The sequence below is a fragment of the Parabacteroides sp. CAG:2 genome (assembly GCF_000436315.1).
In the GTDB taxonomy this organism is placed as follows: domain Bacteria; phylum Bacteroidota; class Bacteroidia; order Bacteroidales; family Tannerellaceae; genus Parabacteroides; species Parabacteroides distasonis.
Map to the genome: position 1 here is coordinate 19,679 of NZ_FR885320.1, position 19,491 is coordinate 39,169.

The 19,491-nt window shown below is 46.3% G+C and carries 17 protein-coding genes; 4 read left to right on the forward strand and 13 right to left on the reverse strand.

Annotated elements, in window-relative coordinates; all coding sequences use genetic code 11:
* The first annotated feature begins 1 nt into the window (after nt 1).
* The 3 genes from QVP94_RS13955 (at nt 2) to rho (ending at nt 4,340) form a co-directional block, all read left to right on the forward strand.
* Entirely contained in the window at nt 2-766 is a 765-nt protein-coding gene (locus QVP94_RS13955; protein ID WP_005856302.1) for a zinc ribbon domain-containing protein, read from the forward strand.
* A 73-nt stretch (nt 767-839) separates the two neighbouring features.
* Nucleotides 840-2,156 (forward strand): tRNA lysidine(34) synthetase TilS, encoded by a 1,317-nt coding sequence (tilS, locus tag QVP94_RS13960; RefSeq protein ID WP_005856304.1) that lies wholly within the window; start codon nt 840-842, stop codon nt 2,154-2,156.
* A gap of 201 nt (nt 2,157-2,357) precedes the next feature.
* A complete protein-coding gene (gene rho, locus QVP94_RS13965) occupies nt 2,358-4,340 on the forward strand; it encodes a transcription termination factor Rho (RefSeq protein WP_005856306.1) in 1,983 nt (660 codons plus the stop codon).
* 97 nt (nt 4,341-4,437) lie between these two features.
* Here rho and QVP94_RS13970 read toward each other — a convergent pair whose 3' ends face one another.
* Nucleotides 4,438-5,718 (reverse strand): DEAD/DEAH box helicase, encoded by a 1,281-nt coding sequence (locus QVP94_RS13970; protein ID WP_034531191.1) that lies wholly within the window; start codon nt 5,716-5,718, stop codon nt 4,438-4,440.
* A gap of 136 nt (nt 5,719-5,854) precedes the next feature.
* On the opposite strand from QVP94_RS13970, the gene QVP94_RS13975 reads away from it, so the two are divergent.
* Complete coding sequence (locus QVP94_RS13975; RefSeq protein ID WP_022192846.1) at nt 5,855-7,723, forward strand: PAS domain-containing sensor histidine kinase; 1,869 nt, start codon at nt 5,855-5,857, stop codon at nt 7,721-7,723.
* A 2-nt stretch (nt 7,724-7,725) separates the two neighbouring features.
* Here the strand turns inward: QVP94_RS13975 and QVP94_RS13980 are convergent, their stop codons facing one another.
* From QVP94_RS13980 to QVP94_RS14035, 12 genes are all read right to left on the reverse strand, one after another.
* Nucleotides 7,726-8,550: a transporter substrate-binding domain-containing protein gene (locus tag QVP94_RS13980; RefSeq protein ID WP_008771887.1), complete on the reverse strand. Its 825-nt coding sequence runs from the start codon at nt 8,548-8,550 to the stop codon at nt 7,726-7,728.
* Between the two features lie 9 nt (nt 8,551-8,559).
* Nucleotides 8,560-10,641 carry a putative porin gene (locus QVP94_RS13985; protein ID WP_010182819.1) on the reverse strand — a complete coding sequence of 694 codons (2,082 nt, stop codon included), beginning with the start codon at nt 10,639-10,641 and terminating at the stop codon, nt 8,560-8,562.
* Nucleotides 10,642-10,745: 104 nt separating this feature from the next.
* Nucleotides 10,746-11,288 carry a 2-oxoacid:ferredoxin oxidoreductase subunit gamma family protein gene (locus QVP94_RS13990; RefSeq protein WP_005856316.1) on the reverse strand — a complete coding sequence of 181 codons (543 nt, stop codon included), beginning with the start codon at nt 11,286-11,288 and terminating at the stop codon, nt 10,746-10,748.
* A gap of 18 nt (nt 11,289-11,306) precedes the next feature.
* Nucleotides 11,307-12,071, reverse strand: a complete 765-nt coding sequence (locus QVP94_RS13995) for a thiamine pyrophosphate-dependent enzyme (protein WP_005856318.1) — start codon at nt 12,069-12,071, stop codon at nt 11,307-11,309.
* Nucleotides 12,072-12,083: 12 nt separating this feature from the next.
* The gene (locus QVP94_RS14000; RefSeq protein ID WP_005868224.1) at nt 12,084-12,254 is read right to left on the reverse strand and encodes a hypothetical protein; all 171 of its coding nucleotides are present in this window, start codon (nt 12,252-12,254) and stop codon (nt 12,084-12,086) included.
* A gap of 5 nt (nt 12,255-12,259) precedes the next feature.
* Entirely contained in the window at nt 12,260-13,339 is a 1,080-nt protein-coding gene (locus QVP94_RS14005; protein ID WP_008780453.1) for a 3-methyl-2-oxobutanoate dehydrogenase subunit VorB, read from the reverse strand.
* Nucleotides 13,340-13,353: 14 nt separating this feature from the next.
* On the reverse strand, nt 13,354-13,581 hold the full coding sequence (locus QVP94_RS14010) for a 4Fe-4S dicluster domain-containing protein (protein ID WP_005856324.1): 228 nt from the start codon (nt 13,579-13,581) through the stop codon (nt 13,354-13,356).
* A gap of 65 nt (nt 13,582-13,646) precedes the next feature.
* Complete coding sequence (locus QVP94_RS14015; RefSeq protein ID WP_226766767.1) at nt 13,647-13,748, reverse strand: helix-turn-helix domain-containing protein; 102 nt, start codon at nt 13,746-13,748, stop codon at nt 13,647-13,649.
* Nucleotides 13,749-13,876: 128 nt separating this feature from the next.
* On the reverse strand, nt 13,877-14,794 hold the full coding sequence (locus QVP94_RS14020) for a DUF368 domain-containing protein (RefSeq protein WP_022192847.1): 918 nt from the start codon (nt 14,792-14,794) through the stop codon (nt 13,877-13,879).
* Nucleotides 14,795-14,811: 17 nt separating this feature from the next.
* A complete protein-coding gene (locus tag QVP94_RS14025; protein ID WP_022192848.1) occupies nt 14,812-16,269 on the reverse strand; it encodes a tetratricopeptide repeat protein in 1,458 nt (485 codons plus the stop codon).
* 10 nt (nt 16,270-16,279) lie between these two features.
* Entirely contained in the window at nt 16,280-18,019 is a 1,740-nt protein-coding gene (locus QVP94_RS14030; protein WP_008778287.1) for a glutamine--tRNA ligase/YqeY domain fusion protein, read from the reverse strand.
* 52 nt (nt 18,020-18,071) lie between these two features.
* Nucleotides 18,072-19,325 carry an Nramp family divalent metal transporter gene (locus tag QVP94_RS14035; protein WP_022192849.1) on the reverse strand — a complete coding sequence of 418 codons (1,254 nt, stop codon included), beginning with the start codon at nt 19,323-19,325 and terminating at the stop codon, nt 18,072-18,074.
* Nucleotides 19,326-19,491: the final 166 nt, after the last annotated feature.

Below are 19,491 nucleotides of genomic sequence, written 5' to 3' on the forward strand. Positions count from 1 at the left end.
AATGGCTACAGATAAACAATCAGCTGAAAAGGAATATACGGTTGAAGAAAAGCTTTCTACGCTGTATCAACTTCAGACGATGATGACTGAAATTGATAAGATCAAGACCCTTCGTGGTGAGCTTCCTCTGGAGGTTCAAGACTTGGAGGACGAGATCGCAGGACTGGAAACACGTCTCCAGAACTATCAGGCGGAGATCAAGGAGTTTGAGGCTTCTGTTGTTGAGCAAAAGCATAAGATCACGGAATCTACCACATTGATAGATCGCTATAAGGCACAATTAGATAATGTGCGTAATAACCGGGAGTTTGATAACCTGTCCAAGGAGATCGAGTTCCAAGGTTTGGAAATTGAGTTCTCAGAGAAGAAAATCCGTGAGTTCGGAGAGGCGGTAGACGCTAAGAAAAAAGATATCGCTGAACTGACTGAGAAGCTGGAAGGCCGTAAGGCTGACTTGGTTCAGAAAAAGAGCGAGTTGGAGCAGATCATTTCCGAGACAAAGCAGGATGAGGAGAAACTTCGTGAGAAAGCGAAGAAGCTGGAAGCCACTATCGAACCTCGTTTGTTGACCGCTTTCAAGCGTATCCGTAAAGGTGCTCGTAACGGTTTGGCTGTTGTTTATGTGCAACGTGGCGCTTGCGGTGGTTGCTTTAACAAGATCCCGCCTCAGAAGCAATTGGATATCAAGTTGCGTAAGAAAATTATTGTTTGCGAATACTGTGGTCGTATTATGATCGACCCGGAATTAGCAGGTGTAGAAGATTAATTCAAAAGATCTATAAGTAATGGCTCTAGCTAAAACCGGCTAGGGCCATTATTGTTTTTAATACAAAGATGTTATGATACATACGATACGTTTATATATAGAGAAGTACCGGCTGTTATCCGAGGATCGTCCGGTTTTGGTCGGATTGAGCGGTGGTGCCGATTCTGTGGCTTTGTTGGGCGTATTGGTGCGTTTGGGATATCCGTGTATAGCGCTTCATTGTAACTTTCATTTGCGTGGGGAGGAGTCGGATCGGGATGAGGCATTTGCCTGTGAGTTCGCAGAATCTTTGGAAGTACCCTTTCATAAGATAGATTTCGATACGATCTCTTATGCCGGAGAGAGGCATCTCTCGATAGAGATGGCTGCCCGTGAATTGCGCTATGCTTGGTTTGAGGAGATGCGGGAGCGGCTGGGAGGGCAGGCGACCGCCGTCGCCCATCACCGGGACGATAATGTGGAGACGGTCTTGATGAATTTGATACGGGGCACGGGAATCCGGGGGATGAGCGGGATCCGTCCGAGGAATGGTTTCATCGTCCGTCCTTTGCTGTGCGTAAGCCGTGAGGATATCTTGGCTTGGCTGGCGGATCAAGGCTACGCCTATATGGTGGATAGCACGAATTTATCGGATGCTTATACCCGTAATTTCATCCGTTTGAATGTGTTGCCGCTTTTGGAGGAGATAAATCCATCGGCCCGGAATACCATCGCACGTTCCGCCGAGCATCTTTCTGCCGCAGAGACTATATATATATATGTATTGGAACAAGCCCGGAAAGAGGTTGTCGTATCGGATGATCGTCTTTCTATCGGGGCGTTGATGCGGTTTCCGGCTCCGGAGACGATTTTGTATGAGTTATTAAAAGAATATGGTTTTACCCGTCTGGTCTCGGACGATATTTTCGCTGCCTTGACCAAGGAGCCTGGTAAGCTGTTTTACTCTTCCACCCATCGTTTGCTGAAGGATCGGGATTATTTATGGATCACTTCTTTAGAGAAGAAGGAAAAGCGAACCTTCGTTTTAGATCCAGAAAAGGGCATTAATCATGAACCTATTGAACTATCTTTCCAAAAACTTGTTATAACTATAGATTTCCCTATCGAGAAGAATAAGCGGATCGCTTATTTGGATTATGATAAACTCGATTTCCCTTTAACATTGCGGACTTGGAAAGAAGGCGATTGGTTTATTCCCTTCGGAATGAAAGGACGTAAGAAGTTGAGTGACTATTTCTCCGATCATAAATTTAGCCGGATTGAGAAGGAGCGCACATGGCTTCTTTGTAGTGGCGACGCTATCGTTTGGGTGGTAGGAGAAAGGACTGATAATCGTTTTCGTATAGACGAATCAACAAAGCGTGTGCTAATTGTGAATTTTTTGGGCTAAATCCTCGTTTATTGTAAAAATATTCTTACATTTGCGAAGATTTACTCCGCAGATATGTTACTAATGGTTCAAATTAGCTGAACAATCCGGTTATTACATGAAAATTATAATTTAATAAAGATACAATGATACCATTGGGCGTACGTCGTGTTTGCATATGTGATCCGTGTGTATGTGCCATTTATATTATTACTTCGCAATATGCAGAAATATAACATTCTAGAACTAAATGAAAAACTTCTTCCCGAACTTCAAAGTATCGCGGAAGAGTTGGGAATAAAAAAAGTTAGCAGCTTAAAGAAAGAAGAGTTGGTTTATCGGATTCTTGATGAGCAAGCGATCTCCTATGCCGGCATTCAGGCTGAAAAGATGAAAGAGAAAGAGGCTAAGAAGCCTGTAGAGGGCCGTAAGAGAGGCCGTCCGGCTAAAGCCGCTTCTCCTAAAGTGGCGAAGGCTGAGACTGCCGAAGCTGCAGAGAGTGCCCAACAGGCTTCGGAAAAGCCAGTGGCTGCTCCGGCTGACAAGAAAGAGCAAAAAGAGCAGCCTGAACGTAAGAAAAGAGTCCGTATCGAGAAAAAGGAAAAGGTAGCGGGCGCTATCGCTCCTTCCGAGGATAACAAGGAAGTGGTGGTTTCGAAAGAGCCGCAAACGATCTCTATGGTAACGGAAATCTCGGCCGTGGAAACTCCGGCGGTAGTAGAGAGCCCGGTGGAGAAACCGTTGTTGCCTCCTGTTGTGGCGGAACTTGAAACGGAAGAAGAAGCCGCTTTGCCGGAAAATACGACTCCGGTAGAGGTAGCGGAAGAAACCACTTCACCACAAGCGACGGAAGAAGAGCCTAAGCGCATCGTATTTCGCCATCCGGACGCTAAATCCGTATTGGATCAGATTTTCCCGTTCTCCGCTCCGAAACCCGAGGCTAACAAACCTCAACCCGAGGCCGCTCCCCAGCAGAATAATCCTCGACAGAACAATCGACAGAATAATCATAATAACAACCGTAATAACAATAACGCTAATAACAACCAGCAGGCTCAAGAGAAAATGTATGAGTTTGACGGCATCCTTACTGGAACCGGCGTGTTGGAGATGATGCAAGATGGTTACGGTTTCCTTCGTTCTTCAGATTATAACTATTTGACTTCACCGGACGATATTTATGTCTCTCAATCCCAGATCAAGTTATTTGGCTTGAAAACGGGTGACGTGGTAGAAGGCTCGATTCGTCCGCCGAAGGAAGGTGAGAAGTATTTCCCGTTGGTGAAAGTGGACAAGATCAATGGCCGTACGCCGGAAGAGGTTCGCGACCGGGTTCCTTTCGATCATTTGACCCCGTTATTCCCGGATGAGAAATTCATGCTTACGGCACGTAAATCACCGAAAGTATACGATAATATCGCCGTACGTGTGGTTGATTTATTCTCCCCGATCGGAAAAGGGCAACGTGGTTTGATCGTCGCTCAACCGAAAACCGGTAAGACGATGTTGTTGAAAGATATCGCGAACGCTATCGCTTACAACCATCCCGAGGTTTATATGATTATATTATTGATCGACGAACGTCCGGAGGAGGTTACGGATATGGCTCGTAGCGTGGATGCGGAAGTGATCGCCTCTACATTCGACGAACCGGCTGAACGTCACGTGAAAATCGCTGAGATCGTATTGAACAAGGCGAAACGAATGGTAGAATGTGGTCATGATGTCGTGATTCTTCTGGACTCGATCACTCGTTTGGCTCGTGCTTATAATACGGTACAACCGGCTTCCGGTAAGGTGCTTTCCGGTGGTGTGGACGCAAATGCGTTGCAGAAGCCGAAGCGTTTCTTCGGTGCCGCCCGTAATATTGAGAATGGCGGTAGCCTTACGATTCTAGCCACCGCCCTTACGGAGACTGGCTCTAAGATGGACGACGTGATCTTCGAGGAATTCAAGGGTACGGGTAATATGGAGTTACAATTGGATCGTAAATTATCCAATAAACGTATCTATCCGGCTGTGGATATCACGGCTTCCAGCACTCGCCGTGATGATTTATTGCAGGATGAGAGCACGTTGAACCGTATGTGGGTCTTACGCAAATATCTATCAGACATGAACTCTATGGAGGCTATGGAATTTGTTAAGCAACGGATGGAACAAACCGTTGATAACATGGAATTCTTGGCATCCATGAACGGTTGATAATATCCCATAAAAAAACACTATACTTTTGAGTTCAAAACAATATTGTTTTAGCTCCAAAAGTATAGTGTTTTACCTTAACAGAAGTATAGTGCTTTTATTGCGCCTTTTTAGGTCTTCCACGATGTCCCATATTTCGTTTTTGTGGTCTCGAGGATGATCCTTTATCCTCACTTTTACGAGGCCGTCCTCTGCCTCTTTTATTCATACCGTATTTTTCCGGCTCATACAAGGGCACTTCGCCGAATTCCGGGCTGACCGGTATCTTATAAACCTCTTTTTCCAAGAAATCCTCTATGCGTTTGAATTGTGCTTGTTCGTCGATCGATACGAAAGTAATCGCCAATCCTTCGCCGTTCGTACCCCGTGCCGTACGTCCGATTCGGTGTACGTAATCCTCCGGATCATGCGGGATATCGAAGTTCACGACCAACTTGATGTCATTGATATCAATTCCACGTGCTACGACATCCGTAGCCACAAGGATATCGATATGTCCGCTCTTGAATTCTTTCATGACCTCCTCCCTTTGGGATTGCTCTAGATCCGAGTGCATGGCGGCTACATTGAACTTTAATCTTTTTAAGGTAGACGCTAATTCTTTCACCTTCATTTTAGAAGAGGAGAAGATAATTACTCGTTGAGGGCGGCTTTGAGTGAAGAGATCTTGTAGAATCTTGAGCTTTTGTGGATCGTAGCAGATATATGCGGTTTGCATGATAGATTCGGGTGGGCGTGAGATAGCGATCTTGACTTCTTCCGGATCTTTTAGGATGGTTTTAGCCAACGTCCGGATCTTAGGCGGCATGGTAGCAGAGAACATGATCGTCTGGCAGTAGGGGGGCAGCTGTTTATGAACCTGCATGATGTCGTCATAAAAACCCATATCCAGCATGCGGTCCGCCTCGTCTAAGACGAAGAACGACACTTTAGACAAATCTACAGTACCTAACTTAATATGGGACAATAAACGTCCCGGGGTAGCGATCACGATATCCGCACCCATCTCTAAACCTCTCTTTTGTTGTTCCCAAGCGATTCCGTCGGTACCTCCATACACGGCTACTGCGGATACGGAAGGTATAAAATAAGTGAATCCTTGAATTTGTTGGTCTATTTGTTGAGCCAATTCCCGGGTCGGTGCCATAATGACCGCATTCACCGCGTCTGTCGGATGACAACCTTTGCTTAGTTCATTAATAACTGGCAAAACATACGCCGCCGTTTTACCGGTTCCGGTCTGTGCGCAAGCGATGATGTCTTTACCTTCTAAAATGACAGGAATCGTTAACTCTTGGACTGGAGTCGTTTCGTCAAAATTCATGTCATAAAGCCCGTCTAATACGGCATCTTCCAAATCTAATTCATCAAATCTCATCTTTTTACATTCAAATTCCCGGTAAAGATAAAGATTATTTAGAAATATTATGCAATAGGTAGGTTTCTCTTTGGTGATAAATAGAAAAATAAATACCTTTATCCCCGAGTTATACCCCAAAAACGAAAGAATTAATATGAATAGTCTAGAAAGCGGAAGTAACGTTCAGTCTGGATTAGAGATGATCATGGAGAAGAGCCCCGATACGATTGTATTAGTAGATCGAAATCTTACTCTTGTCAAGGTTATTTCTGCAAAAGACGATTATTATCATTATTTAGCGAATAACTGTATCGGAAAGCAACCTCAAGCGTTGTTCCCGGACGGGAAGAACTACGATCAATATGAGATCTATAGAGCTGCGGTTAAACGTGTTTTCGAGGAGCAAGTGAAAGTGGATTTCTCTTTTGAGGTCTCTTTTGAAGGAAAGAACTATTATTATCTATCGCAAGCAAGCCTTTTTAATGAGGAGCTTGTAATCGTTTATACACGCGATGTATCTTCTATGAAAACAGAAAACAATCTACAAGAACTGATCAATACGATATTAGATCGGTTACCGTTGGGGGTTTTCGTGAAAGATGGGGATAACCATTTTAATTACCTGTATTGGAATCATTTTATGGAGGAAATAACGGGTATTGAAACCCGGGAGATCGAGGGACATGATGATTTCGAGGTGAATTATAATGCCTTGATGACCGCCGAGGAGCGTCTGGAAACCGATATGAACGTGATCAAGACAGGACTGACCGCTAGATTCAAGGGCAAGGTAAAATCGGCCTCCGGCGATTACCGGGATATAGAGGTCGCTAAATATCCTATTTCCCTAAATAATGGCAAGCCGCTTGTCTTGGCTTTATGGAGAGATATAACTTCCGAGTTGGCTACGGAGAATACTTTGAGAAGAACCCGGATCTTGACGAAAATGGCATTGCGGATAAGTGATATACGTACATGCTCGATCTTCATCGATCCGGACAGTACCCATAATTTCAAGGATTCCGTTGTGACCTTGAACGATTGGAATACCATGTCGGAAGATATGATAGAGGTGTCATGGGGGCAGTTTATCAGCCGGGCGCATCCGGATGATCAAGAACATTATCATAATATGTTTACCCGTCTTTGCCGAGGGGAAATCTCTGAGGCAAGGATCGAGGCACGTATGCTATTTCCCGGCAAGAAGGAATATGTTTGGAGAGAGGTATTCGCTACCGTGTATGAACGGGACGAGAAAGGAAGACCTTCGGTTATCCTTGGATGTTCAACGAATATTCAGGAACGGAAGAATCAAGAATTAAGCCTTGAGGAGGCGAAGGTGAAGGCCGAGGCCGCTGATAAGATGAAATCGAAATATCTGGCGGATATGAGCCATGAGATCCGGACTCCTTTGAATGCGATTACCGGCTTCTCTGAATTGATGGCTTTTGCTGATACGGATGAGGAACGTATGTCGTACTACGATGTGATCAAGATGAATAACCAATTGTTGATGCAATTGATCAATGACATCTTGGACATCTCGAAGATCGAGGCGGATGCGATAAAGATCACATATGAGCAATTAGATGTCAGTGAATTGATGGATACGATTTATGCTTCCGCCAAGTTACGGGTCCCGGGAGGAGTCAAGTTAGTTTTGGAGAAAGGGGCTGACCACCATATGTTCGGTACGGATAGCATGCGTCTGTTGCAGTTGATTAATAATTTGGTGAACAACGCTATCAAGAACACGAAAGAAGGTAGCATCACGATGGGATATACCATTCAACCGGATAATCAATTACGTTTTTACGTAAGGGATACGGGAATCGGTATCGATAAGGACAAATTGAAAGATGTCTTCGGTCGTTTCGTGAAAATAAACGACTATATGGAAGGTATCGGATTAGGACTGGCTATCTGCAAAGGATTAGTTGTTAAGATGGGAGGTTCGATACATGTTACTTCTGAATTAGGGGTAGGTTCAGAGTTCTCCTTTATTTTGCCGTCTCACGAATAGCGCTATTTGTAATAGCGCTTATAAATTTGGTCGTATAATCCACTGTTCTTGATTTGCTGGAGCCAACTATTTAGGCTATCCAGTAGGACAGGGGAGTCTTTACGGACCGCCCACGATTGCAATTGGGTAAAACTGACATCCGTTAGGATATCGACTTCCGGCAGGTTTTTCTGGGTCATGCGAGCGATTTGTTGGTCGCATACGGCATAATCGATATCGCCTTTGGCTACCATGATCATAAGCTGCTCGGTAGAATATAACTCATCTTCCACCACGTAGATCGTATCGCCTATCTCGTGTCCCAGATTTTGCAGACGCAATAAGGCCGGGGAATCTTTCGGTATGTATAAAGTCTTTTGGGCTAAATCCAATTGGTTACGGATAGGGGCTTGTCCGTTGTTCGCCTCTGCCGTACGTTGTACCAAGACTTGCTTGTTGAGAACGATCGGTTCGGTGAACAGGTAGTTTTCCCGCATCTCGGAGGTGATGGGTATGTTTCTTGCGATTACGTCGCATTTGTTGTCCGATAATTCCTCGAAACTTTTCGCTAAACTCATTTCCAAATGCGTCTGAACCTCCAATCCGGATAATTTAGCGATCGCTTGGCTAAGCTCGTATTGAAAACCTTGCACTGTATCGCCTGATACGAAATACCCGGATTGATTGTATTCGGTTATCATCCGGAGAATTCCTTCTTCCTTGATTTCCGGATAATCACGAGGTCCGATCTCTTGAGGACGTTGGTTAAGTCTCCAAAGCTGTACCATTGTCACTACAGCGACAATCAGTAGGAAAGCGTATAGGATAAGCAACTTCTTAGATCTCATGGCAATCGATTAATTATTGAAAGTCACGGAGATGCCCATTTTCAAGACCATCGGGTCCAACGGATAATGCGCAAGAGAGAAGTAATTCGGGTCAACGAACTTAGAGCCTAGATTGTATGCCATGATGAAGAAGCGAGCTTGCTTCAAATGGAAATTCGCATAAGCGTTGATCAACGGATAATTGCCAACCTTCACTTTCTTGTCTTCTTCCTGTACTTGGAATTGCTGGGTAGCCGGCTCGTAATAAGGAGCGTAATAAGCGGTGTTGTAGTATACGTTCGCACCAATCTGTACGGTTAATACTTTCGCCAACTTAAACGCTAGATATATATTCGAGTATGCGCTGATATCCGGTAACGGGAGTTGAGACTTCTCGCTAGAAAGCTGATAGGCCACCTCATTCTCCCATCCGAACGCACGGTACATGATATCTTGCTTGATACGGGCTGAGACAACTTGAATGTTCTTACTGCTTTGCTCCGGCAAACCTTTGCCGTTGAAGAATACATAATTCTGGATACTTTCCACTCCTCCGGATAACTGGGTACGGGTGGATTCCAAGTTGATTTTCGCTCCGGCGTAAATCCTTTGCACATTTTTCAATGATAGATCCCACCAATAGTAACGCCCATGATGGTGACGTTGGTAAAACGCCGGGGTGATATTCTTGATATATCCTTCCGCCTTGATGGTAGCGTCTTTCTTGAAAAGCTTGAATTTGGTCTGTAAGTCTCCGCTCACTCGAACCTCTCCGGCGTCACTTCCCGCAAGTCCTAATTCTCCACGGACATTGTAGGTAAGAAGGCTACCACGGCGTTTGGATAATTCGCCTCCGATGTAGGTCGTAAACTCATCATATACCTCGGAAGTAGGGAAATTTAATGTACTCGGCTCAGAGCTTCCACGACCATCCGGACCGTAATCCAGTCCGGGAACTTGGGATGCCAATCTAAACCGGCGTTTCTCGAAAGTAACGAAGGCGGTCAGCCCGAACTTAGCCCAATCTTGGAAACCTTCCCGCAAGGCCAACGCAAAAGTATTCTTTAAATTCCATGAGGAAGTCTGGTCATTCAAAGATGCGTCCATACCATAAAGATGAGTGTAGCAGGTATCGATCCCGGCATCATTAGAGATAAAGCGTCTGCGGTTATCTTCGTAATCGATGGTATGGATGATACTGGAAACCGGAATGAATACCTCTTTTACGTTCCCTTCCTCATCGGTTTCTTCCAATTCTTTGGTAAAACCGAGATTGTATCTCTGTGTCAGGAAATATTGTTTTCCACGGACACGGTTCCATGTGTCCGTGTAACGGACAGGGTATGATTTACTATCGATATTTCTTTGATTCTCGGCCAAGTCATCGGGATTCGTGATATACTGGTCATTTGTAAGTCCACCGTTCTCGTAGTTTACGAAATTGAAATTACTTAAATAAGCGTTTAACTCGTAACGGTCGGTGATATAACTTCCGAAAAAGCGATAACTTAATAATTTATTACCGTTGGAGTTATAATATCCACGACTATAGATATAATCCATCTCGCCACCGACATTGATCTTCTTGCCAAAGTTCATGGTCAGTACCCCTTTCAGTCGGTCCATCTTATTCTGGCTGGCTCCTCCTGTCGTATAAGTCACTTGGGTATAGGGTACTTTGGTATCATAGAAATAAGCGTTTGTCGGGGTCGTGATATAATAATCATAGGCATCGGCGAAGATGAAATCACGTTCCTCCTTACGTTCGTTAAAAATACGGGTTTGCGCCGGCGATCCCACATTCGCCAGATAACCTACGGCCAATGAGTTCGCTTCCACCAACGTACTATTCCCGAAATTTAATCGATTGGTATCCATAGGAGCGATATAACGTTCTCCCAAAAGAGGCGTGAGCCGATAACCGATGATTCGTTTTGATTTCAGCGCCGCGCTATCTGTTTGCAGCAAGCTATCCGGTATTTCCTTGTTTGAGGATGATAAATTAGATAACGAGAATCCACCTCGTCCTCCCCGGCTCCCGGAACGTCCTTGCGCATGCGCGGAAGCCGCCGTTCCTATCAGAAAAAGTAATATGTATAGATAATACTTCATGGGTTGCAAAGATATAACAAAAAATAATGTGCCAATTATAAAATATGCCAATATGCCAATCAGAAAACTTAATTGGCATATCGGCACATCAATGAATGAGCTTCTTATATTTTCTGTATAATCTCCATTCCTTTCTTAATGGCAGCCTCGTTCATCGGCAACAAATGATGGTGACGCTCGGGCAAGGATTTCTTCAATCCTAGCATGACGTTCTCCAATTGAACCATCGGGACGATATTAAGCAACCCGCCTAAGATCAACATATTGAATGCCTTCTCGTTCTTCATCTCGGTAGCGGCGTCCATGGCATCTACCCGATATACGTTAATATCCGTACGTTTCGCCGGCGTATGGATGCCATAACCATCGTAAATCAAGATACCGCCCGGTTTCACCTTGCTCTCGAACTTATCCATGGAAGGTTGGTTCAAGATAATAGCGATATCATATTCATTCAATACGGGTGAGCTGATACGCTCGTCGCTCAAGATAACGGTTACGTTGGCCGTACCGCCACGTTGCTCAGGTCCGTATGAAGGCATCCAGCTAACCTCCTTGCCTTCCATCAAACCGGAATAGGCCAAGATCTTACCCATAGACAATACACCTTGTCCACCGAAGCCTGCTATAATTATTTCTTGTTTCATTGTCGTTTACCGTATTACTTATTCAACATTCTTTAAGTCGCCCAGCGGGTAGAAGGGGAACATGTTCGCTTCCATCCATTTATTGGCTTTTTCCGGAGTCATCTTCCAGCCGGATGAGCAAGTGGAGACGAACTCTACCACAGAAGTTCCCTTACCGGCCATAGCGTTCTCGAAAGCCTTACGAAGCATCTTCTTCGCTTTCCGTACGGCCGCGGCCGTCTGTACGCTTTGGCGTGTTACCAAGCAAGTTCCTTCCAATTGGGCTAATAAATCACCGATCTTCAGCGGGTAACCGTTCAAGGCGATGTTGCGTCCGTAAGGACAGGTAGCCGTGGGCATACCTTCCAGTGTAGTCGGAGCCATCTGTCCGCCGGTCATACCATAGATCGCGTTATTTACGAATACGATCACGATATTCTCGCCACGGTTGGCTGCATGAATCGTCTCGGCCGTACCGATAGCCGCCAAGTCACCATCTCCTTGATACGTGAATACCATCTTCTCCGGATTCAAGCGTTTAACGGCGGAAGCGATGGCTGGCGCACGTCCGTGGGCTGCCTCGATCCAATCGATATCCAAGTAGTTATATGCGAATACGGCACATCCCACGGGGGAGATACCGATTGTCTTATCTTCCAGACCCATATCGGCTATAACCTCGGCGATTAGCTTATGTATCACACCGTGGCTGCAACCGGGGCAGTAGTGCATGGGATTTTCATTCATCAATCTGGGCTTTTCATACACCAGATTTTCCGGTTTAATTATATCGTTGAGTTCCATAATCTTTAATTATTAATGTATATATCTTAGGACATATTGCACCAGCCGCAATACGATCGCCGCTCCACCGCAATACAAGAATACGGTCTTATCGCTAACAGCGAAGTAACATACCACGGCAGCTATGGCCAGTAGCATAAAGACCAGCGTCAATATCTCGTCAGCTTTACTTCCTCGTGTCATACGGATCAGAATAATTTTTCCTTCAGCGCGTTCAATACCTCATCCGGGGTGAATACGATTCCACCCAATCGGCCAAAGTGCTCTACCTTCACCTTACCATTTACGGCTAGGCGAACGTCCTCTACCATCTGTCCGGCGTTCAACTCAACCGATAACATACCTTTTACCTTATCCGCATAAGCGGCGATCACTTTTGTCGGGAACGGCCATAACGTGATCGGGCGTAACAAGCCAAGCTTGATACCTTCCGCACGGGCGATCTCGACTACCTTCTGGCAAATACGGGCGGAAGAACCGAATGCGATCAATAGATAATCAGCGTCCTCACATTGGAACTCCTCGTAACGAACCTCGTTTTCCTCGATCTTGCGATATTTCGCTTGGAAACGGATATTGTTCTCTTCCATCTTCGCCGGGTCTAGCTCCAAGGAAGTGATGACGTTACCTTTGCGTCCTCCCTTCTTTCCTTGTACGGCCCAAGGACATTGAGCGATAATCTCTTCCTCGGTACGGCGGGGTTGATAGGGAGGCAATACCACCTTCTCCATCATCTGTCCGATGATACCGTCCGCCAAGATAATAGCGGGGTTATTGTATTTGAAAGCCAGATCAAAACCAAGGCCTACGAAATCGGCCATCTCCTGTACGGAAGAGGGAGCTAAGGTTATCAAGCGGTAATCGCCATGACCACCGCCTTTCACGGTCTGGAAATAATCAGCCTGACTCGGCTGGATCGTTCCTAATCCGGGACCGCCACGCATAACGTTCACGATCAGACAAGGAAGCTCCGCTCCTGCGATATAAGAGATACCTTCTTGTTTCAAGCTCACGCCCGGACTGGAAGAAGAGGTCATCACTTTCTTTCCAGAACCGGCTCCGCCGTATACCATATTAATAGCGGCTACCTCGCTCTCCGCTTGTAAGACTACCATGCCGGTCTTTTCCCACGGCATCTCTGCCATAAGGGTTTCCAATATCTCCGACTGTGGAGTGATCGGATAGCCGAAGTAACCGTCCACGCCATAGCGGATAGCCGCATGGGCGATGGCCTCGTTACCCTTCATTAATTTTATATCTTCTGCCATATCTTGATATAACTTTATATTTTTACTTTGTAGATCGTTAGACAACCGTCCGGACAAACTAACCCGCAACTAGCGCAACCGATGCATGCGTCCGGGTTCTTCATGTACACATAGTGATACCCCTTGTTGTTTACTTCTCGTGGGTGCAACTCCAGTACATCCGACGGGCAGGCTACTACACAAAGGTTACATCCCTTGCAGCGCTCTGTGTTTACAACAACAGCTCCTTTTATTTTCGCCATAATACTTGTTTATTTAAAATCTAAATGTAACACATTTCTATTGAGGCATCAAAGTTAGTAAAAAATTACTCGTTGCCAAGATTATAACGTTTCATTTTGTTGAATAGCGTCTTTCTACTGATATTTAACACCTCGGCGACTAGGGTACGGTTATAGTTACTTTTGATACTTCTTTATCACTTTATTAGTATAGAGAGGATTTCGCTTATTGGAAAAGTACGATGTGCGATGATAAAATGTAGGCAAATAAGAATGGGCATTCTAATCACCTTATAATGCCCATTGTAATATTGGGTTACGCCTTAGCGCTTTTTTGTGAGAGCTTTTCTAGGAAATATACGATCCCGAAACCTAAGATCATCAATCCGACGGCCTCCCAAACAAACTGATTCGGAGCGATATTCGCCTCAACCAACGGCTTGGTCATGCCATGGCTATCCACATAGGTCTCGATCGTTTCTTTCCAAGGCCATACCTTGTTAAGCGAACCCAACATGAATCCGGCCAATACGGCGATCGTTATATCATGGAATTTACGAAGGGCGAATGACAACACGCGGGAGAACGTCGTGATACCAATAGCCGCACCCGCTATAAACACCAACATAACGGGAACGTTAAACGTCTTGACCGCCTCCATGATATAGAAGTATTTTCCGAGCAACACTAAGATAAAGCTACCCGAGATACCCGGCAAGATCATGGCGCAAATAGCGATCGCCCCACAGAGGAAGATAAAGAGTAAATTACTCGGAGTCTCAGCGGGAGTCGCCACGGTGATATAAAAAGCGATCACCGCCCCGACAACAAAACTCAAGATCGTCTTCCAGTTCCATTGCTTGATATCCTTAGAGACGAACCAAGTAGAGGCCAGCACCAAACCAAAGAAAAAAGACCATACCAAGATCGGATGATACACCAAGAGATACGTAATGATCTTCGCTAGGGAGAATATACTAATACCAATACCACCCACGATAGAAAGCAAGAAATTAGCGTTGATCCCTTTCCAGAAGGCCGCTATTTTCCCCGTGAATAATTGTTTCAATGTCGTCCCGTTAATACTTTTGATAGAGTCGATCAGTTCCTCGTAGATACCTACGATAAAGGCGATCGTTCCTCCCGACACGCCGGGAACGACATCCGCCGCTCCCATACCCATACCTTTTAATACTAAAAAACCGTAGTCCTTGAGATTTCGTTTGTTAGGCATATTACATTATTAATTGTCTAATTACTGTTATCTTTATTCTTTAAAAACTCTTTTACCAGATCCTCGGGTTGGATATGTTTCTTCTCTTTATCGGGATCGATGGTAAAGTCCGCGAATACTTCTGGCCCCACTTTACGAAGCAAATAAAGAAGATCATCTCCGGATATTTGGCCGATATGCTCCATGAAATTTTCCATATCACGGTTATCCAGATAAGCCATAGCCAAATGGATATGAATCATTGGAGTCTTCGGGTTGATTTGAAGGACTTTCTTGTAATAAGAGATCGCCTTATCTACATCTCCCTTAGAAAGCAAATATTGTCCGGCATGAAGCAGGCTGTTGCATTCTTCTTGAGTTTCCGGATTGATACTTTTCTTATCGATGATCTTGAATATCTTATTCGTAATAGCGATAGCCTCCTCCTTTTTCCCGCTATCAAGCAAGCAAAGCGCTAAAAGAGAAAGGAGACGGACATTGTTCGGATACAATTGCGCCGCCTTGAATAACATGATGGAAGCCTCGTTGTCGCGCTCAGTCTCGGTACAACAACGGATATAATTGATATAATTGGTCGGCCCATCCTCCATATCCGGATCGTTTATGATCGTGGAAAGCAGTTGGTAAGCCTTCTCATATTGCTCCAGCTTCATATAACATTCCGCCATGAGTGGAGAGATACGGCGCATCACCTCCTCATCACCCTCGATTTCTTGATATTCCTCGATCGCCTTCTCATAGCTCTCGTTCATATACAGGCAGTACGCTTTCAATATTTTCAGTTCCGTATCGGAATCATCACACGTCAAGGCGAAGTCGAAAGCCTCGATCGCTTTCTCGTAATCGCCAACCATGGAATGTAGCCTTCCCAGCGTAAACCAATACTCGTATGAGAAAGGATTCTTATCGATTAGCTCATTACATAACTCGATCGCCCGGGGAACGTCTCCTTCCGTCTCGAGGATGTAGCAAAGCTCATTCTTAAGGATCAAGTTATCCGGAAATAAAGCCAAGCCACGGTCCACGAAATCGCGGGCCTCTTTGTTCATGTCTAAATCATTCAGGATGGGAGAGATGTACTCGAAGACTTCCTCCAAATAGTCACAATCCCTAGTGATCAACTCTTCCGTGATCTCCAGAACCTTGGGATATTGGTTGAGCGAGCAATAGCATTCCATTTTTAACATATCCAGATCTTGGTTATCAGTCTCCGCTATATTCTCGAGCAGAGCGAGAGCGCTCTCATAATCCTCGTTATACGCGAATTGCCTGCCTTTCTTGATTTGCAAGGCGGAATTACCGGGATGAAGCTTTAGCCCGAGGGCTAAGACTTCATCAAAGTAAGTATAATCGTTCGAATCTTCAAAGCTGTCCAACATTTCATCGATTTGATCAGCGTCGAAATAAGGCTCCTTACCCTCTTCCTTCGCTGAAAGATAATGTTGTAACAAGCGTGAGATATCGTCTTTTTTCATTTACTATTCTTTATTTATTAATCTTGCTCCACGTGTCCTTTAGTCCTACGGTACGGTTGAATACCAAGTTGTCGGGGGTGGATTCGCTATCTATGTTGAAATAGCCGATACGCTGGAATTGAAGGTAGGAAAGCTTGGGCAAGGTAGCCACGAACTTCTCTACGTAACAGTTTTTCCGGATCTCCAAGGAGTTCGGGTTGATGATTTCCTTCATCGCCTCTAGCGGGGAGCAATTCTTCTCCTCACGGATAGCGGCCAATTCGTCCCGAGGGTTCTCCACCTTCCAAAGGCGGTCGTATAAGCGTACTTCCGCTTTTTGGCAATGGGCGCAGCTTACCCAGTGCAAGGTACCTTTTACTTTACGGTTAGCGTCCGGCATACCGCTGCGGGTATTCGGATCGTATTCGCAATATACCTCGGTAATCTCACCGTTCTCGTCTTTCTTACAGCCCGTACATTTTACGATATAGGCGTTCTTCAGACGAACTTCCTGTCCCGGTGTCATCCGGAAATATTTCTTGGGAGCGTCTTCCATGAAATCCTCACGTTCCATCCACAACTCACGGCTGAACTCGATCGTATGGCTGCCGGCTTCCGGATCTTCCGGGTTGTTGATCGCTTCCAGCTCCTCCACCTGTCCTTCCGGATAGTTGGTGATAATCAGTTTCACCGGATTGATCACGGCGGATACACGGATGGCGCGGGCATTCAGATCCTCGCGTACGGCGCTTTCCAGCAAGGCGAACTCGTTCAGGGCGTCGTAAGTCGTATAACCGATCTTGTCGATGAACTTACGGATAGACTCCGGAGAGTAACCCCGGCGGCGGAAACCGCAGATGGTCGGCATACGGGGATCATCCCAGCCGTTTACCAAGTTCTCTTTTACCAATGTAAGCAGGTTACGCTTGCTCATCAGCGTGTAGCTTAGGTTCAATTTGTTGAACTCAGTCTGTCGGGGGCGGTTGTCGTTCAAGTCCTCGCCTTCCTTTAGCCAATCGATAAACAAATCATACAGAGGACGGTGTACGACAAACTCCAAGGTACACAAGGAATGCGTCACGCCCTCGAAGAAATCGCTCTGTCCGTGGGCGAAGTCGTACATCGGATACGCTTTCCACGTCGTACCCGTACGATGGTGCGGATGGTTAACCACCCGATAGATGATCGGATCGCGGAAGTGCATGTTCGGGTTTGCCATGTCGATCTTCGCACGAAGTACCATGGCACCTTCCGCTATCTCACCCGTGTTCATCTTCTTGAAGAGAGCTAGGCTTTCCTCGATCGGACGGTTGCGATACGGGCTCTCGATGCCCGGTTGTGTAGGCGTGCCCTTTTGCTGGGCTATTTGTTCGGATGTCTGCTCGTCAATATATGCTTTACCTTCCTCGATGAGGCGGATCGCGAAATCCCACAATTGCTGGAAGTAGTCGGACGCGTAATAAATATTTCCCCACTGATATCCCAGCCATTGGATATCCTCCTTGATCGCCTCCACGTATTCCTCATCCTCCTTCGTCGGGTTCGTGTCGTCGAAACGGAGGTTGCAGATACCGCCATGGCGTTCAGCGATGCCGAAATCTAGGCAAATGGCCTTCGCGTGGCCGATGTGAAGGTATCCGTTGGGCTCGGGCGGGAAACGGGTTTGTACACGTCCTCCGTTCTTGCCTTCCGCTAAATCTTTCTCTACGGCTGCCTCAATGAAATTCAGGTTCTTCTTGCCTTCTTCTTCGTTTGTATTGATATCGCTCATACTTAAAAATTGATAGTTTTTCTTCGAATGGGGCAAAGGTAGCGATTTCTTTTTAAAATAGGCTGATGAGCAGGGCTATATTTAGGACGGTTACCATCGTTCCCAACAGCAAGAGGATGATGGTCGTAGAGCGGCTGTTCGCGTAGACACCCATGACCTTCTTGCTGGAAGTGAGGTACACTTGCGTGAAGACCGTGATCGGCAATTGCACGCTCAACAACATCTGCGACAGGATCAATCCCTTGAACGGATCGCCGATCAGGAATATGATGGCCAAGGCGGGGACGAACGATAGCAGGACTCCCAGCTTTGAGTGGAGGTCGGTATGATTGTACGCCTCGCCATAGAATCCGGCGAAGATGGAAGCCCCGGCGATACCGGATGTGATGGTCGAGGAGATACCTGCCAGTAATAGGGCGGCGGCGAAAATCACCCCGGCGTTATTTCCTACGAGGGGTACCAATAACTGTTGCGCTTGGTCCAGCTCGTCTACGGCGATGTTTTGCTTGAAGAAGGTAGAGGCGGCCAAGATGATCATCGCCGAGTTGATCGCCCAGCCGATCACCATGGACAGGAGCGTGTCGTAGAACTCGTACTTCAGTTGTTTCTTGATGACCGACTCGTCCTCTAGGTTCCATTCCCGGCTCTGTATCACCTCCGAGTGCAGGAACAGGTTGTGAGGCATCACGACGGCTCCCAGTACGCTCATGACGATCAGCATGGAGTTCTCGGGGAAGGTGGGTTTCACCCAGCCTACCACGGCCTGCCCCCAGTCTACGTCGACCAACGCCAGCTCGTATAGGAACGAGAGCCCGATAATGGACACGAACGTGATGATCCAGCGTTCGGTCTTGCTGTATGTATTACTGAATAGCATGGCGAGGCATACGATGGTGACGATCACCGCTCCCGCCTTGATCGGCATACCGAACAGCATCCGGAGGGCGATGGCTCCACCGAGTATCTCGGCGAGGGAGGTGGATATGCTGGCGAGCATGGCCGATCCTAGGATCGGGCGGCTTAGCACGCGGGGCATGTATTTGTTGGTCGCCTCCGAGAGGCAGAGGCCGGTCACGATACCGAGGTGGGCCACGTTGTGCTGGATAATGATCAGCATGACGGACGAGAAGGTGACGACCCACAGGAGGGCATAGCCAAACTCGGAGCCTGCCGCGAGATTCGTCGCCCAGTTTCCGGGATCGATAAAGCCTACGGTGACGAGTAATCCGGGGCCGATATATTTTAGCAAATCCAATGCCCCGGAGCGGGGGCGGTGGTTGATCTTCAGTTTGTCTAGTAAGTTCATGTTTGTATGGATACTTTTAAATTTAAAAAACAGCGTAAAGATACGAATAGTTTTGTTGTTACCTAACGGTGGCCGGAAATACGTTCGGACGGCCGATGGCGGGTATCCGTACGGCTGTCCTCTTGTAGCTGCCCGGCTGTCCGTCCGTATCCGTACGGCTGCAAAG